The organism is Xanthomonas vesicatoria ATCC 35937 (assembly GCF_001908725.1).
Taxonomy (GTDB): Bacteria; Pseudomonadota; Gammaproteobacteria; order Xanthomonadales; family Xanthomonadaceae; genus Xanthomonas; species Xanthomonas vesicatoria.
On sequence record NZ_CP018725.1, the window covers coordinates 3448662 to 3469010 of the forward strand.

Genomic DNA, 20349 nt, shown 5'->3' on the forward strand with positions numbered 1-20349 from the left:
AGCCGGTGGGCTCACTGCCTGCAACGACACGCGGCCAGCAGCTACAACCGACGCTCTCTGCGTTGGCGTCAGCCACGTGACTAGCAGTGCGACAACCCCACGTCCAACTCGATCAACGCAGCGCTGCCCGAACGCCATCTGCCGTCCTGCAAAGCGAAGCTCAGTCCTTGCCCGCCATGCGCGGTAGCCCATCCTTGGCCAACCGGTCGATCAGCCGTTCCAGCAACTGCTGTTCTTCGTCACTGAACACCGACATCAGCCGTTGTTCCATTTCGTTGACCAGCGGTGCGACGGTTTCGTACACCTGGCGCCCGGCTGGCGACAGCGCCAGCATCGAGCGGCGGCGATCGTCGCCGTGGGTCTCGCGGCGGATGAAGCCACGTTCCAGCAACCGCGCCACCGCGCGACTCACTGCAACCTTGTCCATCGCCGTACGGTCGGAGACCTCGCTGGCCGAGGAACCCGGATACAGCGCCAGGATGGTGATCACCCGCCACTCGGGAATGGCCATGCCGTAGCGGTCGCCGTACACCTTGGCGATGTTGGCGCTGATGCGGTTGGACAGCACGCTGAGGCGATACGGCAGGAACTGCTCGAGGTTGAGCAGTACGGGATGTTGCGGCGCGTTGGAGGTGTCGTGATCGCTCATGTTGCACTGTGTCTTGATTTTGGTTTCATTTGCAACTACAAACGAGGGGTGGCCTGCGCATTCTCGCGGGTCTTCTGCCACCCCGCATAGCCCCGCGGGCCGCCTAGCGTGGAGAAACGACGATGAGCGCACAACCGAACAGCACTGTAGCCCGCCCTAATTTGGGGATGCAGGTCACCACCTTCGAAAATCCGCTGGGAATCGACGGGTTCGAATTCGTCGAATTCGCCGCCCCTGCCGGACAGGCTGCGCAACTGCACGACTATTTCCGCAACATGGGCTTCAGCGCGGTGCTGCGTCACCGTAGCCGCGCCATTACCGTCTATCGCCAGGGCGGGGTCAATTTCCTGCTCAACGAAGATCCCGATTCGTTCGCTGCCGACTTTGCCGCCGCGCACGGCCCCTGCGCCTGCGGCTTTGCCATCCGCTTCCGCACCGCGGCCGACACCGTGCTGCAGACGGTGCTGGGCAATGGCGGCGAAGCGGTGCAAAACAAACCCGAGACGCGCGCGGTGCCGGCACCGGTGGTCAAGGGCATCGGCGATTGCATGCTGTATCTGGTGGATCGCTACGGCGATGCCGGCAGCATCTACGATGCCGACTTCGAGCCGATCGAAGGCGCCGATCAACACCCGGCCGGCTTCGGCCTGACCTTTATCGACCACCTCACGCACAACCTGTACTTCGGCAACATGCAGCGTTGGTCGGACTACTACGAGCGCTTGTTCAACTTCCGCGAGATCCGCTACTTCGACATCAAGGGCGCCAAGACCGGCCTGGTGTCCAAGGCAATGACCGCCCCGGACGGCATCGTGCGCATTCCGCTCAACGAATCGTCCGACCCCAAGAGCCAGATCAACGAATATCTGGACGCCTACCAGGGCGAAGGCATCCAGCACATCGCCTGCTTCACCGACGACATCTACACCAGCGTGGGGAAGATGCGCGCCGCTGGCGTCAGCTTCCTGGATACGCCGGACACCTATTTCGACGTGGTGGACCTGCGCATTCCCGACCACGGCGAAGATGTCGAACGCCTGCGCCGCAACAAGATCCTGATCGATGCCGATGTGGACACCAAGCAGCGCAAGTTGCTGCAGATCTTCACCACCAATTGCATCGGCCCGATCTTCTTCGAGATCATCCAGCGCAAGGGCAATGAGGGATTTGGCGAAGGCAATTTCCAGGCACTGTTCGAAAGCATCGAGCGCGATCAGATCAAGCGCGGGGTGCTTTGAGGGCTGGGAGTGGTGATTGGTGAGTCGGGATTGGTTTCAGGCGCCGGTTGACACGTAGTGGCGTGGTATTGCGTGTGATGCCGAACGTCGCAGCCAGAATGCTAGATGTCGCTCGGGATAGATCAGGCAACGACGCAAAAGCAGATGGATCACGTATCGATGTAGATCAGGTCGCAGCTCGTAGTCAATCGCCGACGCACTTAGTAACGCAGTTGCCTGACATTACCAAGCAATAAAAACGCACATGCTTAAAGCCCCTCTCCCCACGGGAGAGGGGTTGGGGTGAGGGTACGGTGGAGCGATGAAGATCAAACCGCCATTGCCCACGGTTGCACTAGCCCACGCACGCGCATTGCGTCGCGAGATGACCCACTCAGAGCGCGCACTCTGGCGCTGTCTGCGAAGCAATCAGCTAGAAGGAGTCAAGTTCAGACGTCAGCATCCGATTCCGCCGTACATCGCAGATTTTTGTTGCATTGAAGCTAAGTTGATTGTTGAACTGGACGGATCGCAGCATCAGGCATCCATCGATCAGGCAAGAACGCGTTGGCTTCAATCGAAAGGCTGGATCGTGCTGCGCTTCTGGAATAACGATGTGTTGCTTTCGCTGGATGCTGTGGTTGAGGCGATCTTCACGATAGCCGCACCGCCGTACCCTCACCCCAACCCCTCTCCCGAGGGGAGAGGGGCTTAGCACCGGCCGTCCTGCGCTCGCTAAGGCGGGACCAAACTTTAAGAGCCCACGTCCATGCAAGACCAATTTTCCTACATGACCGGTTTCGGCAACGAGTTCGCAACCGAAGCGGTGCCAGGCAGCCTGCCGGTCGGGCAGAACTCGCCGCAGCGCGTCGCGCACGGGCTGTATGCCGAGCAGTTGTCGGGTACCGCGTTTACCGCACCGCGCGGCGAAAATCGGCGCAGTTGGCTGTACCGCATTCGCCCGGCGGCCGTGCATGGCAGCTTCTGCTTGATCGAGCAGAAGCAGTTCCACAACGATTTTGGCAGCGGACCGGTGCCGCCGGATCAACTGCGCTGGAGTCCGTTGCCGCTTCCATCCACCTCCACCGATTTTGTCGATGGCCTGTACACCATGGCCGGCAATGGCGGGCCCGAGGCAATGACCGGGGTGGCGGTGCATCTGTATGCGGCCAACGCCTCCATGCACGATCGCTTTTTCTACGATGCCGATGGTGAGTTGTTGCTGGTGCCGCAGCTGGGCCGGCTGCGGGTGCATACCGAGCTCGGCGTGCTGGAGCTGGAGCCGCAGCAGATCGGGGTGATTCCGCGTGGCGTGCGCTTTCGCGTCGAGTTGCTCGACGGCACCGCGCGCGGCTATGTCTGCGAAAACTTCGGCGGGTTGCTGCGCCTGCCGGACCTGGGCCCGATCGGTGCGAATGGCCTGGCCAATCCGCGCGACTTCCAGACCCCATGCGCCGCCTTCGAGCAGCGCGAAGGCGCGTTCGAACTGGTCGCCAAATTTCAGGGGCATCTCTGGCGTGCGGACATCGGTCATTCGCCCTTGGATGTGGTGGCCTGGCACGGCAATTACGCGCCGTATCGCTACGACCTGCGCCACTTCAACACCATTGGCTCGATCAGTTTCGATCACCCCGATCCGAGCATCTTCACGGTGCTGACCTCGCCCAGCGATACGCACGGCACGGCCAATATGGATTTTGCGATCTTCCCGCCCCGCTGGCTGGTGGCGCAGCACACATTTCGCCCGCCGTGGTTTCACCGCAATGTGGCCAGCGAGTTCATGGGGTTGGTGCATGGCGTATACGACGCCAAGGCCGAAGGCTTCGCGCCGGGCGGTGCGTCACTGCATAACTGCATGAGTGGGCACGGCCCGGATGCGGCGACCTTCGACAAGGCCTCGCAGGCGGATCTGTCGCGCCCGGATGTCATCGCCGACACCATGGCCTTCATGTTCGAGACCCGTGCGGTGTTGCGGCCCACCCAGCAGGCGTTACAGGCAACCCATCGACAAGGCGATTACCAGCAGTGCTGGTCCGGCCTACGCGCAGGATTCAAGGCGCCGACGTCTGGCCCGGCGGATTGAGCGCGGGTCGCAAAACCGCTGTGCTCGCCATCAGACGAGTGCAGCTGTTGCTCAATGCGGCATGCACCACGCATCGCCCGCACAGCCGGGTTCTTAGGGTGCAGCCCACACACTCGACCGCTGCTCGCTAAGGGCTAATAGCCGCCACAAGCAAGCTGATCAAACCGGTGTGTGCTACCGGGCAATGGCGCGCAATCGATGCGTGAGGTCGGCATGTTGCAAGCGGGCAATGCCGTTCCGTCGCTTCACCGGCACTGACTACTGCTAGCGTGCAATCAACGCAATGGGGGAGTGGCGTGCTCCCAGCGTGCGGCGACACATCATCGCAGCGACGGACCTGTTGTCGACGCACACCCGCCGGCATTACGCAGCCTGCAATGCATCCGGAAGCAGCTCTTCGATCCGGCTGCGCACCCGCTGCGCATACGACGCCGAGGTGAACTGCGGTAGCTCACGCAGCGCCGCAGTGATGGCGATGCCGATCTCTTCTTCTGCACGCGCGGCCTGCAACTGCCGGTGCAACACCACCGCCACCGGGTTGCGCTGCAACTGCAGGATGTCGAGCAGGTACAGGCGCGCATTGGTGACAGCGCGCCGGCGCATGCGTTGCAGATCTTCCTCGGTGGACTCAGCGACTTGCGGTGCCTGGACGGTCGAAGGTGCCGCAGCAATCGGCGCCACCACGCCCATGGACGCGGCCGGGCGCGACGCGCCGGCCGCTGCCTCTTCAACATCGGTCAGATATCCCATCGTGCACAGCGTCTGCACCAAGGCGGCTCCGTTCTCCCCCAGCAGTAGCGCCAGCGCTGCCAGATCGCGCTGCCCATCGGCCAGGATCAACGCACGGCGCTGCAATAACGTCAGTGGACTGCGGTGCGATTGCAGCGCGGTCAGGGCGAGCTCGGTCTTGCGTGGGGTCATGGCGGCAGTCCTGCGAAGCCGACAGCGTGACCGCTGCCAATGAAGCGCCGATGACACCAGTGCGACGGCAGCTGGGCGCCTGCACATCGCCGCGATGCCGGCTGTGTAGGCTGGGCCACGGCATAACGGAGTGCATCGATGACACGCAGACTGCTTGGTTGGACAGGTGTGGTGCTGGTGCTGGCCGGCTGCCACCGCGGCGACGACGCGCCGGCGGCGCAAGCGCCGGCCGATGCCGCGCATGCCCCGGTGGCGTCTGCCAACGATCAGCCCGCAGACGCAGTGCCGCCGGCGACCGCCCCGGCCGGCACATTTCCGCCGCATCTGCGTCAGGAGCCCACCACGCTAGCGCGGATGGATGGCTACGGCGACGTGCGGTTGGGCATGGGCGCCGCACAGGCACGCAAGGCGTGGAGTGGCGATTTGCGTGGCGACGCCGCCAGCGACGGCGGCTGTTACGTGTTGCGGCCGCAGTGGGCCGGTGACGCGCGTCGATTCGGTTTCATGTTCGAAGGCGATCACCTGGTGCGTTATCAGACCAACGAGCCGAAGGAAATCGCGCCCGGCGGCGGCAAGGTCGGCATGACGCTGGCGCAGCTGCGCGCGCTGTATCCGGGTGGGTTGGATGCACAACCGCACAAATACCTGCCCGGTGCGCAGACACTGCGCCATGCCGATGCCGCGGCGCAGTCTGCGCTGGTCTTCGAGACCGATGCCGGCGGCACGGTCAGCAGCTGGCGGGTAGGGCAGCCGCCGCAGGTCGATTATGTGGAAGGCTGCGGTTGAGCTAAGCGTCACGTTGAAATGGTGCAAGCATGCCGCCGGAGACGCAGCCGCTGCAGCGCTCCGCGGTGGGATTACGCTGGCGTCGATTGCGCTGTTGGCATCAGCGTCGCTGCAGCAGTGCAGCAGTGCAGCAGTGCAGCCCGTCGCTTGGCGGTGACTTGCGGGGTAAGCCGCCGCCAGGTGCGGTGGATGAGCGATGTAACCACACGTGGTTGAAATCTAAAGGCGTGCTATCGGCGCAGACGTGCGGACGATTTTTGCGACCGCAGAGGCGCCGCATCGGATCCCGACGTAACGCTGTATCCATCGCGGCGCAAGCATCGGTACTACAGCGCTGCGCTGTAGGGTCACCAGATCGGGTGACGCACGTGAATCGGCGCCGCTTGGAATCAGCGCGGCTGCGATGCAGGTCGCTCATGCTGCTTGGCAGTCTCTGCATTCTCGCCAACATCGCCTTCGGTGGATGGCGAGGGCAGGCCTTCCTTTTCCATGTTGCCGTGGTTGGGGACTTCCGGGCGGTCTTCCATCATCAGCGACAGCGCGGCCTTGGCCATCATGTGGGCGCTGATCGGCGCGGTGATGAACAAGAACACCGTGATCAGTAGCTCGCGCGGCTGCGGATCCACCCCCAGGAACAGGTGATACCCCACCGAGCCCAGCAATACGCAGCCCACTCCCAGCGTGCTGGCCTTGGTCGGCGCATGCAGCCGCTTGAAGAAGTCCGACAGTTTCACCAGCCCCAACGCACCGATCAGGATGAAAAAGGTGCCGACCAGCAACAACGCGCTGAGCAGGTATTCGGTGAGCGCGATCATTCGACGATATCCCGGCGCAGCACGTACTTGCTGAGCACCACGGTGCTACCAAAGCCCAGCATGGCGATGACCAGGGCAGCCTCGAAGTAGATCGGCGAATCCAGATACATGCCTAGCAGCATCAGCTCGGCGATGGCGGTGATGGAGAGCGTGTCCAGCGCCAGGATGCGATCCGGCACGGTGGGCCCGCGCAGCAATCGCCACAGTGACAGCAGCATGGCCAGCGCCACCGCATGCATGCACACCACGATGGTCGTCTCGATGAAGGTGTGGCCGGTCATGGAAAGATCTCCATCAGTGGCTTCTCATAGCGTGACTTGATCTCGGCGATCAGCGCATCCGGGTCGTCCAGATGCAGCACATGCACGAGCAGGTACTTGCGGTCGTCCGACAGGGCTGCCGACACGGTGCCTGGGGTCAGCGTGATCATGCTGGTGAGCGCGGCGATCCCGTGGATGTTGGCGATGTCCAGGGGCACCCAGATGAAGCCTGGATGGATGCGCGATTCCGGGCCAAGCACCTGGATGGCCACCTTGATGTTGGAGCGCACGATATCGCCGGCCGCCACCAGCAACATGCGCGGTACCGAGCGTAGCGAGCCGATGCGGGCGAATTCGCGGTCCAGACGCGCGGCGAAGATCGGCACCACCACGCCCAGCAGCGCGCCCAGCACCCATTGCTGCGGCCCGAAGCTGTCGCTGAGCAGCAGCCAGAACAGAAACACCATCACGCTCAACGGACGTGAGGGAAACAGCCGGCGTTGCCAGGACACCTGCGCACTCATGGCAGCCTCCGTTGCGGCGTGGTCCCGCGGACCTGGTCCAGATATGCGCCAGGATCGCGCAGCTGCGCGCCGGCTGCATCGGTGTAGCGCATCAACGGGCCGGCGCCGAGGGTCATCCCCGCCAGGCCGCCCAGCAGGATGACGGTGGCGGCGGTTTCTACCGGACGCATACGCGCGCGCCGCTGCGGCAGGCGTGCCGGTGCGGCGTCCTCGACTGCGTCTTCCACCGCATCGGGCACCCGCCAGAACAGGCGCACGCCTGCACGCGTCAGGCCGATCACCACCAGCAGGCTGCTGCCCAGCACCGCGCTCCATACTGGCGCCACCAGAGCGTCCGGCACATGCTGCAGCAGCGCGGCCTTGGCCAGAAACCCGGATAGCGGCGGCAGGCCGGCCACGGCGACGGCCGCGATCATGAACATCGTGCCGGGAATTGCGCGCCCGGGCAGCGGGGCGACCACTTCCTTGCGATCGCTGGCGCGACCACGGCGGCGACGGATCAAATCCGACACCATGAACAACGCTGCCGCCACGAAGCAGCTATGCGGCAGGTAATACAGGCCAGCGCCCAGTGCGCGCGCATCGTCGAGCGAAAACGCGATGAACAACGTCGCTGCCGAGAACACCACCAGGTACGAGACCATCACCCGCAGCCGCGAGGCCGCCATTACGCCGAAGGCCGCCATCACCAGCGTGCCGATGCCCAACCACAACAATGCATGCCGGCCGAAGCCGTGCAGCATGCCTGCGCCAGCACCGAACCACAGCGAAGACACCCGCAACACCGCGTACAGGCCGACCTTGGTCATGATGGCGAACAAGGCCGCCACCGATGCCGGCGCGCGCGAATAGGTCTCCGGCAGCCACAGGTAGAGCGGTAGCAGCGCGGCCTTGCTGCAGAACACCAGCAGCAACAGACCCAGGGTGGCCTTTGCCAGCGGTACGTCCTGCGCGGGCAATACGGCAATGCGCTGCGAGATCTCGGCCATGTTGAGTGTGCCGAACAACCCGAACAACAGCCCCAGCGCAATCAAGAATAGCGTCGATGCGCAGACGTTGAACACCACGTAGTGCAGACCGATACGCATCTGCAAACCGCGCCCACCACTGAGCAGCAGCCCGTAGGACGCGATCAGCATCACCTCGAAGAATACGAACAGGTTGAAGATGTCGCCGGTCAGGAATGCGCCGTTCAACCCCATCAGCTGGAACTGGAACAACGCATGGAAATGCGGCGCGCGCCGATCCCAGCCGGCGCAGGCATGCAGCAGGCAGGCCGCGCCCAGCACCAGCGTGGTCACCAGCATCCATGCGGCCAGCCGGTCGCCCATCAGCACGATGCCCAGCCGCGACGGCCAGTCGCCGAGCAGATACACCAGCACCTGGCCGTGCGCGGCACGCGCGAACAGCGCGATCACCGCCACTGCGAGCAGGGCCATGCTGGCCCAGGCCACGGTGCGCTGCACGCGTGGGCCATAACGGCGATGTTCCACAAACAACGATGCCGATGCGCCGAGCATCGGAATCAGGATCGGCAGGATCAGCAGATGGGTCATCGGCGCGCCTCGCGGGTGTCTTCGCCGGTATCCGCGTCTTCGTGCGCATCCACATGGTCGCTGCCGTTGTCGCTACGGCTGCGGATTGCCAGTACCAGGCTTACCGCGGTCATCGCAAACGCGATCACGATCGCGGTCAACACCAACGCCTGTGGCAGCGGGTCGGTGTGCTGGCTCAGGTCTGCGGCGATGCCGTCGCGCAGCACGGGTGGTTGCCCGCTGCGCAGGCGCCCGCCGGCGAAGATCAGCAGGTTGGTCGCGTACGACAGGAAGGTGAGACCCAGGATCACATCGAAACTGCGCGCACGCAGCAGCAAGTAGATCGCCAGGGCGGTGAGTACGCCGATCGCGCTTGCCAGTGCCAGTTCCATCAATGCTGCTCCGCGGTGCGTGTCGAACGTTGGCTAGGGTCGATCTCGCCGCGATGGGAGTCGCGCGTGCGCGAGGGTTTGATCGTGCCCATCATCGAGAGCATCAACATCGCCGCGCCGAACACCACCAGATACACGCCGGTGTCGAAGCCCAGCGCACTGGCCAGCTCCAGCTCGCCCAGCCAGCCCAGCGGAATTTCCGCATGCCCGCTGGTCAGGAACGGCCTACCGAACAGTAGTGAGCCGGCGCCGCTCACCAGGGCACACAACAGGCCGATGCCGATCAAGCGGATGTAGTCGAAGCCGAAGCGCGACTCCACCGACGCCGCGCCCTGGATCACGTACTGCATCAGCAGGGGGACCACCAGCACCAGACCGGCAATGAAACCGCCGCCGGGCGCGTTGTGGCCGCGCAGGAACAGGAACAAGGACACCGTGAGCGTCAGCGGGAACATGATCTGCGCCAGATCCGCCGGCACCGGCAGCTTGATGGCCGGGCCGGGCATGGTGCGCTCCGGCGCCATGCGCGAGCGCCGCAACAGGGCGTGCACCACCAGTCCGGCGATGGCGAAGACGGTGATTTCCCCAAACGTATCGAAGCCGCGGAAGTCCACCAGGATCACGTTGACCACGTTGCGCCCGTACGCCTCCGGCAAGGCGCGCTGCAGCATCTCGCCGGCAATGGTCGGGCTAGGCTGTGTCATCAGGGTGTAGGCCAGTGCGGCCAGGCCACCGCCGGCCACGGTGGCGATGCAGGCATCGCGGAACTTGCGCAGCGGCGCGCGCTCCGGGCGTGAGGTTTCCGGCAGGTAATTCATCGCCAGCAGCATCAGCACCAGCGTCACCATCTCCACCAGCAACTGGGTCAATGCCAGGTCCGGTGCAGACAGGAAAACGAAGGTCAGGCTTACCGCCAACCCGGTGCCACCGAGCACCAGCACGGCCAACAGCCGCTGGCGATACAGGAACAGGCTACCCAGTGCGCAGGCCAGCATCAGCAGCCACAGCGCCCAGCCCAGCAGTGGCATCGGTGCAGTTGCGGGCCAGGCCGGTAACGTGCCGCCCTGCAGGAAGGGAACCCACGCCACCACCACCGCGCTGAGCACCAGCAGCATCAGCATGCGCTGCAGGTTGCCGTTGGTGATCGCGTCGGTGGCGCGCGTGGACGCAGCAAACAGCGCACGCAGGTTCCAGTTGAATGCGGCCTTGCCGGGCGAGCGGTTTTCCACCGCATACAGATCCAGCAGCTTGCGCAGCGCGATGTACAGCAACGCTCCACCCACCACCCCGGCGATGCTCATCGCCAGGGGCCAGTTCAGTCCGTGCCACAGCGCAAGGCTGTAGTCGGGCAGGCGATCGCCAAGGATGGCGCTGGCACCGGCACGCAACACCGGTGCCACCGTCCATGCCGGCACGATGCCCACCGCCACGCAGGTCAGCACCAGCACTTCGACGGGAATCTTCATCCAGCGCGGCGGCTCGTGCGGGGTGCGGTCCAACCCGCGCGGCCCTTGCCCGAAGAAGGTGTCATGCACGAAACGCAGGCTGTAGGCCACGCCCAGCAGCCCGGCCATCAACGCCGCGCCGCTGGCGAGCAGGCGCAGCAACTGCGGGCCCTCGGCTTCCAACGCCACGGCAAAGAACATTTCCTTGGACAAGAAGCCGTTGAGTAACGGGATGCCGGCCATGGCCAGCGAAGCGGTGATCGCCAGCGCGCTGGTAAACGGCATCAACCGGCGCAGGTTGCCCAGCTTGCGCATGTCGCGGGTACCGGTTTCATGGTCGATGATGCCGGCGGCCATGAACAGTGATGCCTTGAACACCGCATGGTTGAGGATATGGAACACGCCTGCCACCACTGCCATCGGGGTCGACAAGCCGAACAGCATCGTGATCAGGCCCAGGTGGGAGATGGTCGAATACGCCAGCACGCCCTTGAGATCGTGCTGAAAGATCGCATGCCACGCACCCAGCAGCACGGTGATCGCGCCGATACTGGTGACCGTGTACAGAAACAGGTCTGTGCCTGCCAACGCCGGGTGCAGGCGCGCCAGCAGGAACACGCCGGCTTTGACCATTGTGGCCGAATGCAGATACGCCGATACCGGTGTCGGTGCAGCCATCGCGTGCGGCAACCAGAAGTGGAACGGAAACTGCGCGCTCTTGGTAAAGATGCCCAGCAGCACCAGCACCAGCGCATACGGATACAGCGCGCTGGCCCGGATGAGATCACCCGAGGCCAGCACCGCATCCAGCTGGAAACTGCCGACGATGCGGCCGATCAACAGCACGCCGCCCAGCAACGCCAGTCCGCCGCCTGCGGTGAGCACCAAGGCCATGCGGGCGCCTTCGCGCGCGTCCTTTCGGTGTGACCAGAAGCCGATCAGCAGGAAGGAACTGAGGCTGGTGAGTTCCCAGAACACCATCAACAGCAGCAGGTTGCCCGAGAGCACCATGCCCAGCATCGCGCCCATGAACAACAGCAAATAGGCGAAGAAGCGCGACGCGCTATCGCGTGCGCTCAGGTAGTAGTGCGCGTACATCACCACCAGGGCGCCGATCGCCAGCACCAGCAGCGTGAACATCCACGCCAGTCCGTCCATGCGCAGCGAGAACAGCAGTCCGATCTGCGGCAACCAGGCATGTTCGCTGCGGATGATTTCCCCGCGCAGCACCGCCGGTGTCAGCAGCGCCAGGATGCCCAGGCCGGCCAACGGCGCGGCCGCCGCCAACCACGCAGTGATCGAACGGGAGGTGCGCCACGACAGCGCCACGGCGGCCGCCATCAGGAACGGCAGCGCGAGCAGGATTTCCAACGGTGCAGGCATGCAGGGAACACGAGATTCGCGAGCAGGCCAGAGAGCTTAACAAACCGTTGACTGACGTCCGCGTCAACGCCGGTGTCGTGTCGGTGCGCAATTCCCTGCCAAACCGCGCGCGCATCGGCATGAGGGACTGGGTATGCTGCTGTCATCCATGACCACGTAGCTGCCCCCCGTGACCGCCGCCCATCCCGCTCCGTCCACCGCTGTGTCTGCGCCGCGCGCCCTGGTTTTCGGCGGCAGCGGGCAGATTGGTGAGCGCCTGTTGACCCGGCTGTTGAGCCGCGGCTGGCAGGTCACGGCATGGTCGCGGCAGCCGCGTGCGGCGCGCTCCGGGTTGATCTGGCGGCAAGGCGATCTGGCCGTGCCGGCCGCTGCAGGCGATGCCTTTGAGGGGATCTTCAGCTGCGGACCGCTGGATCACTTCGCCCGCTGGTATGCCGAAAACCCGGTGGCTGCGCCGCGCATCGTAGCGTTCGGCTCTACCAGCGTGGAGGTCAAGGAGCATTCGATCGATGCGGCCGAGCGCGACGTGGCGCAACGGTTGGCGCATGCCGAACTGGCGCTGTTTTCCGCGGCCATGGCGCGCGGCGCGACCGCCACCGTGCTGCGCCCGACGCTGGTTTACGGTGCCGGGCGCGATAAGACGCTCACCCAGATTGCTGGCCTGGCGCAGCGCACCGGTGCCTTCGTGCTGCCGGCCAATGCCATCGGTTTGCGTCAGCCGGTGCACGTGGACGACCTGGCCAGCGCGGCGTTGGCGGTGATCGGCCAGCCGGCGACCCAGCAACGCAGCTACGCGGTGGGCGGCGGCGAAGTGCTGGCATATACGCAGATGGTGGAACGGGTGCTGGCAGCGCTGCCACGGCCGGCGCGGCTGTACCAGGTGCCGCCGAGCCTGTTCGGGCTTGCGCTCACTGCAGCGCAGCGCCTGGGCCGCCTACGTGGCATGAATGCCGCGGCGCTGCAACGCATGCGCGACGACCTGGTGTTCGACCTGGAGCCGGCACGTCGCGATTTCGGCTATGCCCCGCGCGCGTTTCGCCCGCTGCCGGAAGAGCTCGGTATTGGCGAGTAAGGCAGTGCATGCGGTGTGGGACAAGCGCAGCAACGTCGACGTGCACACAGTCGTTATGCTGGCAGGTGGCTCAGTAAGAACACGCCTGCGCCCAGGTGAGATGCGCCAAGTGCGCCGTCGCCGTCGCCGGACTTAATAGCGCCAACCCAATTGCCGATACACCTTGGCCAGCACCCAGATTGGCCCGATCAGCAGATAGGTCAGGTCGGTCAGAAAGCTCGGCTTGCGGCCTTCGATCTTGTGGCCCACAAATTGCGCGATCCACGCCAGCACGAAGACCGACAGCGCGGTGGCGAACAGTCCGGCCAGCCCGATCCGGCCTTCGATCAACCGGCACAGGCAGCCGAAGAAAAAGAAGATGCCCAGCATGCCCAGCCCCAGCGGACGCGACAGCCGGTTGTAATACGACCATGCCGCAAACATCGACAGCGCCGCCCACACACCGCTGCTGAACCAGGTGCCGCCGACCGGGATGCACCACAGCAGCCCCACTACTGACCACAGGATTGCCGGCACCGCGACCACATGGATCAGCTGATTGGTGTCGTTGCGGTGATCGTCGGAATAGCTGGCGAAATAGCGCTCGATCGGTCGCGCGGTCGTGGTGCGTTCGGTCATGTTCCCTCCCAGGAATGACCCAAGCATACGCGTGCAAACGGCCGCAGTGGCGCTACGCCGGTGACCAGGCCCCACCACGCAACACTGGCGTGGGGAGGCCCGGACCGCATCAGTTGACCGACACCGCACTCCATGCGGCTGCCACCGCGCGATATTGGGTGGAGGTGCTGCCATACAGATCGGTGGCTGCGCTCAACGTGGCGCGGCGTGCGGCCGCGTAGTTGGTCGAGGAGGTCATGTAGACCGTGAGCGCGCGATACCAGATGCGGCTGGCTGCGGCCCGGCCGATCGCCGTCAACGCGGTATTGCCGTTACAGACCAGCCCTGCCGGGGTCACGTTGTAGCTAGTGCCCGCGCCAAAACCGCTCGGCACCACAGCACCTTCGGCCAACAGGTAGTAGAAGTGGTTGGCAACACCGGAGCTGTAATGCACGTCGAGCGAACCCAGCGTGCTGCGATAGCAATCCGGCGAATCGCCATCCAGGCTCGGCTTGAACATGTAGCGCAAAGCCAGCGTGCCGCCGCTGTTGCCAGCGATGAGCTTCTCGCCGATCAGATAATTGCCGGGTTGCGCGCTGTTGTTGGCCGAGAATTCCACCATCGCGCCCATGATGTCGGAGGTAGCTTCGTTCAATCCGCCGGACTCGCCCGAATACACCAGCCGCGCAGAGCGGCTGGTCACCCCGTGGGTCATCTCGTGCCCGGCCACGTCCACCGAGACCAGGGGGGTGAACGTGCTGCCGTCGCCATCGCCAAAGGTCATGCAAAAACAGCTATCGGACCAGAAGGCGTTGTTGTATCGGCTGCCGTAGTGCACGCGGCTGCGTGCACCCTTGCCATCGTTGGCAATGCCACTGCGTGCATGGGTGTTCTTGAAATAATCCCATGTCAGCGCCACGCCGTAGTGCGCATCCACCGCGACCGTTGCCGCATCGCTGTTGGCACCGCTGCCCCACGCGTTGTCGGTATCGGTCAGCAGCGTCCCGTTACCCGAGGTCGCATTGCGCATGGTGTAGGTGGCGCCACCGCCGCGACCGAGATCGGTCATCTCGAAGCCACTACTGCAGCGCGTGGTGGCTAGCGTCACGCTGCCCGCATACAGCGAGCGCCCGGTACCGGCGGCACTGGTGCCGCCTGCGCACGCGGTATGGACAGCGTCCCAGGCCTCCAGGAGGCGTTGATCCACTGCATCGACGATGTAATGCATCTCGGTCGGGGTCTGGTCCGGCTTGATGCCGCTGTAGATCACCTCGTATGCAAGGCGTGGCGTTCCCTGACGCGCGTAGAGCGCAAGGCTGGCGCGCGGTGCGGCATCTTGCGGCACATCGAACTGTGCGCCTGCCACGCGCACTGCAGTGGTGGCATCGATGCCCGGCACCAGGCTGGGCCGTACGCTGGTGTCCATGGTCTGACTCAACTGCCGCATCACGCCGCGACGCGAATGCACCACCACGTCGCCTCCGATCACCGGCAATCCCTGATACGTGCGGTCAAAACGCACATGCTCGGTGCCATCGGCATCGACGATGCTGTCGCGCGCGATGAAGGCATCGGCCGGCGCACGATTGGCCAGCGCTGCGGCGTTGTTTCCCAACAGGGACTGCGCGCGCGATACCGCTGCAGTGGTCGACAAATCAGCCGCGGTAGCCACAGTAGAAAACGATAGCGCGCAGCAAATTGCCGCGCCCAGTACATGGAATTGCATGACGACTCTCTCCAGAAAACGTGCAATGCAAAGACCGGTCGCCCCCGACAGCCGGTCGCCGATGGCACCCATGGTGCCGGTAGCTACGCTTGCACAGTCCCGAACGGGACAGTAGTAAAAGTTACAGAGGTATTGCGTTCTGTGCGGTGGGCCGCTTTGCGCTGCGGACCGCATCGCAGAGACGTGCCTGCCTCATTGCGCGTAAGGCTCTCGCACGACCGCATCCGCGCAGCCTCTTTCGCGTTCAGCGGGTCTAGTAGGGCGCGCCGACGTGCGCGTCGTGCGGCAGACAATCACGGTCAATGACGCGGCGCCGCGGATTCACTATTCAAATGTGATGTCTCGCTTCCACCTGAGTGCATAAAGCTGCGGCAGGGAAGGCAGATACGAAAAAGCCGGCCATACAGGCCGGCCGGCTTTCTCGTGCATCGCGAACTCAGCGGCCGCCGATGGCGACCCTTTGTTGCTCGTCGTGCGCCTGTTGCTGCGGCGACTGGCCAGCCAGCAACTGCGCGCTGGTCTGCTCCAATGACGGGGCAGGCTGGTTCAGGTCCACTGCTGCACGGAACCCTGGCGTGGTTCCCATCACGAATGCCTTGCCGTCTTGCACCGTCACGTTCTGAAGTTTATCCGCGCTGTCGATGCCATTCTGCTTGGCCTGCAAAGTGACGTTGGCAGCAGCCTCATTAGAGATCATGCTCGGCAGCTTGCTGCGGATCGCATTGTGCAACGCATGGTCCGGATGCGAAGCATCGTTGAGCGACGGGCCCTTGGGCGCCGCGGCTGGGTCATCGGCCGCTTTGGCCATGGGCGCAGACAACGCCGCCCGCGTATCACGGCCGACGACACCGTCCTGCTGCAGGCCATGCTGCTTCTGGAACGCCATCACCGCCTCGCGCGTGTTGTCGCCAAAGCGCCCGTCCTCGGCAAGCCGATTGCCCTGTGTATCGCGCACGCCGAGGCGGTTGAGATCCTGCTGCAGCGACTGTACCTCGTCCCCACGGATCCCGCGCTTGAGCATGTGATGAGAGGCGGTATCACTCGATCCCTGATGAATTGGCGACACATTTGCAGGTGTCTGAGTGCGCGCAGCGCTGGGTTCAGTCGCGCCATGTAGCGGTGCACGCACTTGGAATTCGGGCTTTGGCGTCAACGCACCAACGATACGCGTACCGCTGCCATCCCAGTAACCGCCGGGAGTGATCGTGACCTCGGCCGGCCCCGTACTGCCCTGGGAGCCGATGAACTGAATATTCCCCTTTGAGTCGTAGCCCTTGAATATGCCGACATGCTGGCCCTGCGACGAGGAGAACATCAAAATGTCGCCCTGATGCAACGATCCATTCGGCTTGCGCGCCTCAGCGGCCGACGTGACTTCGAAATGTTCGCGCGCATAGGGCGTAATGTTGGTACCGCTGAACAACTTGGCGGTCGTGAAGGCGGCAGCATTCTCGCCGGGCACATCGTACCCAGCATTTTTTAGCCCCCGCCACACGAAAGCTGAGCAATCTACTCCCCGCCGTCCATCTCCGTCGGCATCGCGCTCCAGCCGGCTGCTGTCTCGGCCCGGGCGCGGGTGATCTGGACGCCCATACTCATATTTCTGACTTCCGCCAAGGAAGTGCTGATAGGCCTCGTTATAAACGGCGGCGCCACTGGCAGCTGCTGCGGACTGGCCGGCCACGGGCGTGCTCCCAGGCTGCGCGCTGGGTGATTGTGTCTGTACTGGCACCGTTGTTGGCGTGTGCGAGGGTTGCTGGATGGTCTCTACCTCTCCTGCTCGCCAGCCCTCGAAACGCCGAATGCCATCTGCAAGCACCTCGCGTTCGCGCACACTCATCTGTCCAACGGTTTTCTCGCGCAAATCCACGCCATGTCGGTCGCCTTCGGCGAATATCGCAGCCGCCTGTTCCTTATGGTGGGTCTTGCCACTGTAGTCAGCGGTTGAATAACTGGGCAGCATTTCTTCGACGGTCTTTTCCGCGAAGCGGCGCTCCAGGAGTTGATTTTTGGCTGCGCGGCCGGCCTCGTAGCTTTCGAAAACCGCGTTGCCCCATTGGTCCAGGCCAACCACACCCTGATAACGGTTCTGCGCAGCATCGAGTGCCTGCTCACGGGTGCGTGGATTGTGGACGGTCGTATCTGCACTGCCGGCGAATTCAAACTTGAGGTTGCCTGGATTGTTATTACGCCACGATACGGTGCCGCCGGAGCGCGCGACGATACTGCCGTCGTCCATTTCCAGCGTGCGCGTCGTGCCTACGCTACTCACTACACGGGTAATTTTTGGATCCGACATGAGCTGTTCCTTTGCTGGTTGGTTGGTCGAACCTGATGAGGATGAGATGGCTCATAATCCGTTCGAAAATACATCGAGTGCATCCGCACTCACCCATCCTTGCGCGCAATTGCCAACGTACTGTCCTGGTGCTGCTGCGTGGCAGCTTTCGCCACTTGCAGGCTTCATCTGCTTGATGGGCCTGTCGCCATAGGTCTTGCACAATGCGTTGTTCTTGCACTTTGCAATGGTGTCCGCAGGAATTGCGGCAACGTAGTAATAAAGCGGGTTCTGTCCTGCGCGGCCGATCGCCTGGATGCAGACGAGCTGGCCTTGCGCCAAGCTTGCATTAGTCGTTGCTCTGCTACCGGTGGTAGGCACGACATTCAATACATCAACTCCCTTCGCCTGGGCCACGCCGGCGAAGAATCCCTCATCGCCACAATCCGGTGAAAGCTCCACATCGTAAAAATCACCGCTATCGACGTTGCCCGCTGTGCATCCGTTTGCAGCCTTTGCATCCGTGCAGGTTATGCCTGTTGCCTGTATCAACGCACCAAGTCTGTCGTTGACCGTCGGCGCTGCAGGTGTCGTAGTTTTCGCGGGTGCAACTGGCGTTGCGGCGCGAGCAGCAGGGGCTGCAGATTCGCCGGGTGTACAGGCGCTCAGTGCGAACAATAAACTGGGAAATACCGCACTGCGGAAGGCAGGCAAAATACGGAAGAGGTGATTTGACCGAGCCATTGCGACCTCGTTGGGCAAAAGAGCACGCCATCGCGGCGAACGTAGTGGAAATAATTGGATGCGATTATGTGCAGTGGCTGACATGAGGTTTCACGCGCAACTTACTAGTTTGGCCTCAGCTGGCAGTCACTGGACTCGGGCGCACCGAGTGTGTCAGCGCTTTAGTCATAACGGCGTCAGCGTGATGTGACGCCTTACCTCCTTAAATCGGGGGCAAGCCATCAATCAATCGAAATATTAGCCAGCCGCTGCAGCGCTTCTGCATATTTGGCGCGTGTGCGGTCGATGACATCGTCCGGCAGACTCGGGCCGGGTGCGGTCTTGCCCCAGTCCAGGGTCTCCAGATAATCGCGCACGAACTGCTTGTCGTAGCTGGGCGGGCTGGTGCCCACTTCGTACTGGTCGGCCGGCCAATAACGCGACGAATCCGGGGTCAGCATCTCGTCCATGATGTACAGCCGGCCATCGGCGTCGGTGCCGAATTCGAACTTGGTGTCGGCCAGTAAAATGCCGCGTTCGGCGGCAAAATCGGCAGCGAAGCGGTAGATGCGCAAGGTGGCATCGCGCACGCGCTCGGCCAGCTCGGCGCCGACGGTCTTGACCATCGCGTCGAAGTCGATGTTTTCGTCATGGTCGCCAACGGCGGCCTTGGTCGATGGGGTAAAGATCGGCTCGGGCAGTTTCTCGGCCTGGCGCAGGCCATCGGGCAGTTCGATGCCGCTGACCTTGCCGGTGCGTTGATAATCCTTCCAGCCGCTGCCGATCAGATAACCGCGTGCAATCGCTTCCACCGGCACCGGCTTGAGCTTGCGCGTGACCACTGCACGTTTGGCGTACAGCGCCGGGTCCACGCCCTCGGGCAGCACCTGCTCGACGCGGATGTCCACCAGATGATTGGGCATCAGGTGTTCGGTCTTGTGGAACCAGAAATTGGAAACCTGGCACAGCATCTCGCCCTTGCCGGGGATCGGATCCGGCAACACGACGTCGAACGCGGACAGGCGGTCGGTTGCCACCATCAACAGGTAGTCGCCGGGCGGTGCGTCGGCGGGCAGGCGATCGCGGGGAAGTTCGAAGACATCGCGGACCTTGCCACGATGACGCAACGGCAGGCCGGGCAGATCGGATTGCAACAGCGTGGTCGACACAGGCACTCCTAAGGACGTCGCTATGACGCTGTCCCCGGGACCCGGCGGGCCCGCGGGTGGGCAGCGGGCCGCGTAGTGTACGGCGCTTCGGCGCGTCCCGCTGGATTTATTGGCAGCCACCGTGCCCCGGCTGTGGAGGGCGCGTCAGCCAGGTGGGGCGGGCGTTCGGGTAAGATCGCCAGCCCGCCTTGCCGCCCCGATTGCCCATGTCCTGGTACGGAAAACTGCTCGGCGCATTGGCCGGCGCCTTGCTGTTCCGCGGCGCGCCATTTGTGGGGCTGATGATCGGCCTGGCCATCGGTCACGCGGTAGACGCCGGCTGGTTCAAGCGGCGCGCGGAAAATCCCTACGAAGCCCTGGGACTGGAGCCGGATGCCACCACGGCCGAGATCGATCTGGCTTACCGCCGACTGATGTCGCGCTATCACCCGGACAAGGTGGCCAATGCCGAGCCGGAAGCGCGCCGTCAGGCAGAGAAAAAAGCCAGCCAGATCAACGCCGCGTACGACCGCATCCAGCGGCTGCGCAAGCGCTGATTGGATCGCGCCTGCGCGTTGTGCATCCAAAAGTCCGCAGCACCCAAGGCCGCCGCGCATCCCCAAAAAGAAACAACGCCACCCGGGCCTAGCCCAGGCGGCGCTGCCGTCAGCCCGGCATGAGAGCAGCTAACAGCCGGCATGAGAGCAGCTAACAGAACGTTGCGGGCGGTCGTCAGGTCGGTGCGGACGGCGCGGAGGAACCGGAGTCTACGACTGCCGATTCCGAGCACCGGCC

19 protein-coding genes and 1 other RNA gene are annotated in these 20349 nt (G+C 63.8%); 6 read left to right on the forward strand and 14 right to left on the reverse strand.

All coding sequences use genetic code 11. The features are described 5' to 3' along the window. Window positions 1-160: 160 nt before the first annotated feature. The gene (locus BJD12_RS14905) at window positions 161-649 is read right to left on the reverse strand and encodes a MarR family winged helix-turn-helix transcriptional regulator (RefSeq protein WP_005990619.1); all 489 of its coding nucleotides are present in this window, start codon (window positions 647-649) and stop codon (window positions 161-163) included. Window positions 650-771: 122 nt separating this feature from the next. Here BJD12_RS14905 and hppD point away from each other — a divergent pair, with 122 nt between their 5' ends. The 3 genes from hppD (at window position 772) to hmgA (ending at window position 3949) form a co-directional block, all read left to right on the forward strand. Further along, entirely contained in the window at window positions 772-1887 is a 1116-nt protein-coding gene (hppD, locus tag BJD12_RS14910) for a 4-hydroxyphenylpyruvate dioxygenase (protein ID WP_039425377.1), read from the forward strand. A 301-nt stretch (window positions 1888-2188) separates the two neighbouring features. Further along, on the forward strand, window positions 2189-2581 hold the full coding sequence (locus tag BJD12_RS14915) for an endonuclease domain-containing protein (protein ID WP_074059407.1): 393 nt from the start codon (window positions 2189-2191) through the stop codon (window positions 2579-2581). 54 nt (window positions 2582-2635) lie between these two features. Further along, window positions 2636-3949 (forward strand): homogentisate 1,2-dioxygenase, encoded by a 1314-nt coding sequence (gene hmgA, locus BJD12_RS14920; protein ID WP_005990624.1) that lies wholly within the window; start codon window positions 2636-2638, stop codon window positions 3947-3949. Window positions 3950-4312: 363 nt separating this feature from the next. On the opposite strand, the gene BJD12_RS14925 is transcribed toward hmgA, so the two are convergent. Then, window positions 4313-4870 carry a hypothetical protein gene (locus tag BJD12_RS14925; RefSeq protein ID WP_005990625.1) on the reverse strand — a complete coding sequence of 186 codons (558 nt, stop codon included), beginning with the start codon at window positions 4868-4870 and terminating at the stop codon, window positions 4313-4315. A gap of 138 nt (window positions 4871-5008) precedes the next feature. On the opposite strand from BJD12_RS14925, the gene BJD12_RS14930 reads away from it, so the two are divergent. Continuing rightward, on the forward strand, window positions 5009-5656 hold the full coding sequence (locus BJD12_RS14930) for a hypothetical protein (RefSeq protein WP_042827825.1): 648 nt from the start codon (window positions 5009-5011) through the stop codon (window positions 5654-5656). Between the two features lie 389 nt (window positions 5657-6045). Here the strand turns inward: BJD12_RS14930 and BJD12_RS14935 are convergent, their stop codons facing one another. From BJD12_RS14935 to BJD12_RS14960, 6 genes are read right to left on the reverse strand one after another with little or no spacing between them, the layout of a single operon-like run. After that, window positions 6046-6471 (reverse strand): Na+/H+ antiporter subunit G, encoded by a 426-nt coding sequence (locus BJD12_RS14935; protein WP_005990629.1) that lies wholly within the window; start codon window positions 6469-6471, stop codon window positions 6046-6048. Beyond that, on the reverse strand, window positions 6468-6752 hold the full coding sequence (locus BJD12_RS14940; RefSeq protein WP_005990632.1) for a K+/H+ antiporter subunit F: 285 nt from the start codon (window positions 6750-6752) through the stop codon (window positions 6468-6470). The genes BJD12_RS14935 and BJD12_RS14940 overlap by 4 nt, the downstream gene beginning before the upstream one ends. Next, the gene (locus tag BJD12_RS14945; RefSeq protein WP_005990635.1) at window positions 6749-7255 is read right to left on the reverse strand and encodes a Na+/H+ antiporter subunit E; all 507 of its coding nucleotides are present in this window, start codon (window positions 7253-7255) and stop codon (window positions 6749-6751) included. The genes BJD12_RS14940 and BJD12_RS14945 overlap by 4 nt, the downstream gene beginning before the upstream one ends. After that, the gene (locus tag BJD12_RS14950; protein ID WP_005990638.1) at window positions 7252-8811 is read right to left on the reverse strand and encodes a monovalent cation/H+ antiporter subunit D; all 1560 of its coding nucleotides are present in this window, start codon (window positions 8809-8811) and stop codon (window positions 7252-7254) included. Before BJD12_RS14950 ends, BJD12_RS14945 begins: the two co-directional genes overlap by 4 nt. Next, complete coding sequence (locus BJD12_RS14955) at window positions 8808-9182, reverse strand: Na+/H+ antiporter subunit C (protein ID WP_005990640.1); 375 nt, start codon at window positions 9180-9182, stop codon at window positions 8808-8810. The genes BJD12_RS14950 and BJD12_RS14955 overlap by 4 nt, the downstream gene beginning before the upstream one ends. Next, window positions 9182-12010, reverse strand: a complete 2829-nt coding sequence (locus tag BJD12_RS14960) for a monovalent cation/H+ antiporter subunit A (RefSeq protein WP_005990642.1) — start codon at window positions 12008-12010, stop codon at window positions 9182-9184. The genes BJD12_RS14955 and BJD12_RS14960 overlap by 1 nt, the downstream gene beginning before the upstream one ends. Window positions 12011-12179: 169 nt before the next feature. Here BJD12_RS14960 and BJD12_RS14965 point away from each other — a divergent pair, with 169 nt between their 5' ends. Next, entirely contained in the window at window positions 12180-13082 is a 903-nt protein-coding gene (locus BJD12_RS14965; protein ID WP_039425384.1) for an NAD-dependent epimerase/dehydratase family protein, read from the forward strand. A 132-nt stretch (window positions 13083-13214) separates the two neighbouring features. Here BJD12_RS14965 and BJD12_RS14970 read toward each other — a convergent pair whose 3' ends face one another. The 5 genes from BJD12_RS14970 to BJD12_RS14990 all read right to left on the reverse strand — a co-directional run bounded on the left by BJD12_RS14970 (window position 13215) and on the right by BJD12_RS14990 (window position 19575). Further along, entirely contained in the window at window positions 13215-13700 is a 486-nt protein-coding gene (locus BJD12_RS14970) for an Mpo1 family 2-hydroxy fatty acid dioxygenase (RefSeq protein ID WP_005990648.1), read from the reverse strand. Window positions 13701-13809: 109 nt separating this feature from the next. Next, window positions 13810-15405 carry a M4 family metallopeptidase gene (locus tag BJD12_RS14975; RefSeq protein ID WP_042827826.1) on the reverse strand — a complete coding sequence of 532 codons (1596 nt, stop codon included), beginning with the start codon at window positions 15403-15405 and terminating at the stop codon, window positions 13810-13812. 436 nt (window positions 15406-15841) lie between these two features. Beyond that, window positions 15842-17704 carry a C40 family peptidase gene (locus tag BJD12_RS14980; protein ID WP_042827827.1) on the reverse strand — a complete coding sequence of 621 codons (1863 nt, stop codon included), beginning with the start codon at window positions 17702-17704 and terminating at the stop codon, window positions 15842-15844. A gap of 51 nt (window positions 17705-17755) precedes the next feature. Continuing rightward, on the reverse strand, window positions 17756-18427 hold the full coding sequence (locus tag BJD12_RS14985) for a hypothetical protein (protein ID WP_074059408.1): 672 nt from the start codon (window positions 18425-18427) through the stop codon (window positions 17756-17758). A 221-nt stretch (window positions 18428-18648) separates the two neighbouring features. Then, complete coding sequence (locus BJD12_RS14990; protein WP_005990659.1) at window positions 18649-19575, reverse strand: phosphoribosylaminoimidazolesuccinocarboxamide synthase; 927 nt, start codon at window positions 19573-19575, stop codon at window positions 18649-18651. 206 nt (window positions 19576-19781) lie between these two features. On the opposite strand from BJD12_RS14990, the gene BJD12_RS14995 reads away from it, so the two are divergent. Beyond that, the gene (locus BJD12_RS14995; RefSeq protein ID WP_005990661.1) at window positions 19782-20111 is read left to right on the forward strand and encodes a J domain-containing protein; all 330 of its coding nucleotides are present in this window, start codon (window positions 19782-19784) and stop codon (window positions 20109-20111) included. Between the two features lie 149 nt (window positions 20112-20260). On the opposite strand, the gene BJD12_RS15000 is transcribed toward BJD12_RS14995, so the two are convergent. Further along, a non-coding RNA gene (locus tag BJD12_RS15000) (sX9 sRNA) lies at window positions 20261-20335 on the reverse strand. Window positions 20336-20349: the final 14 nt, after the last annotated feature.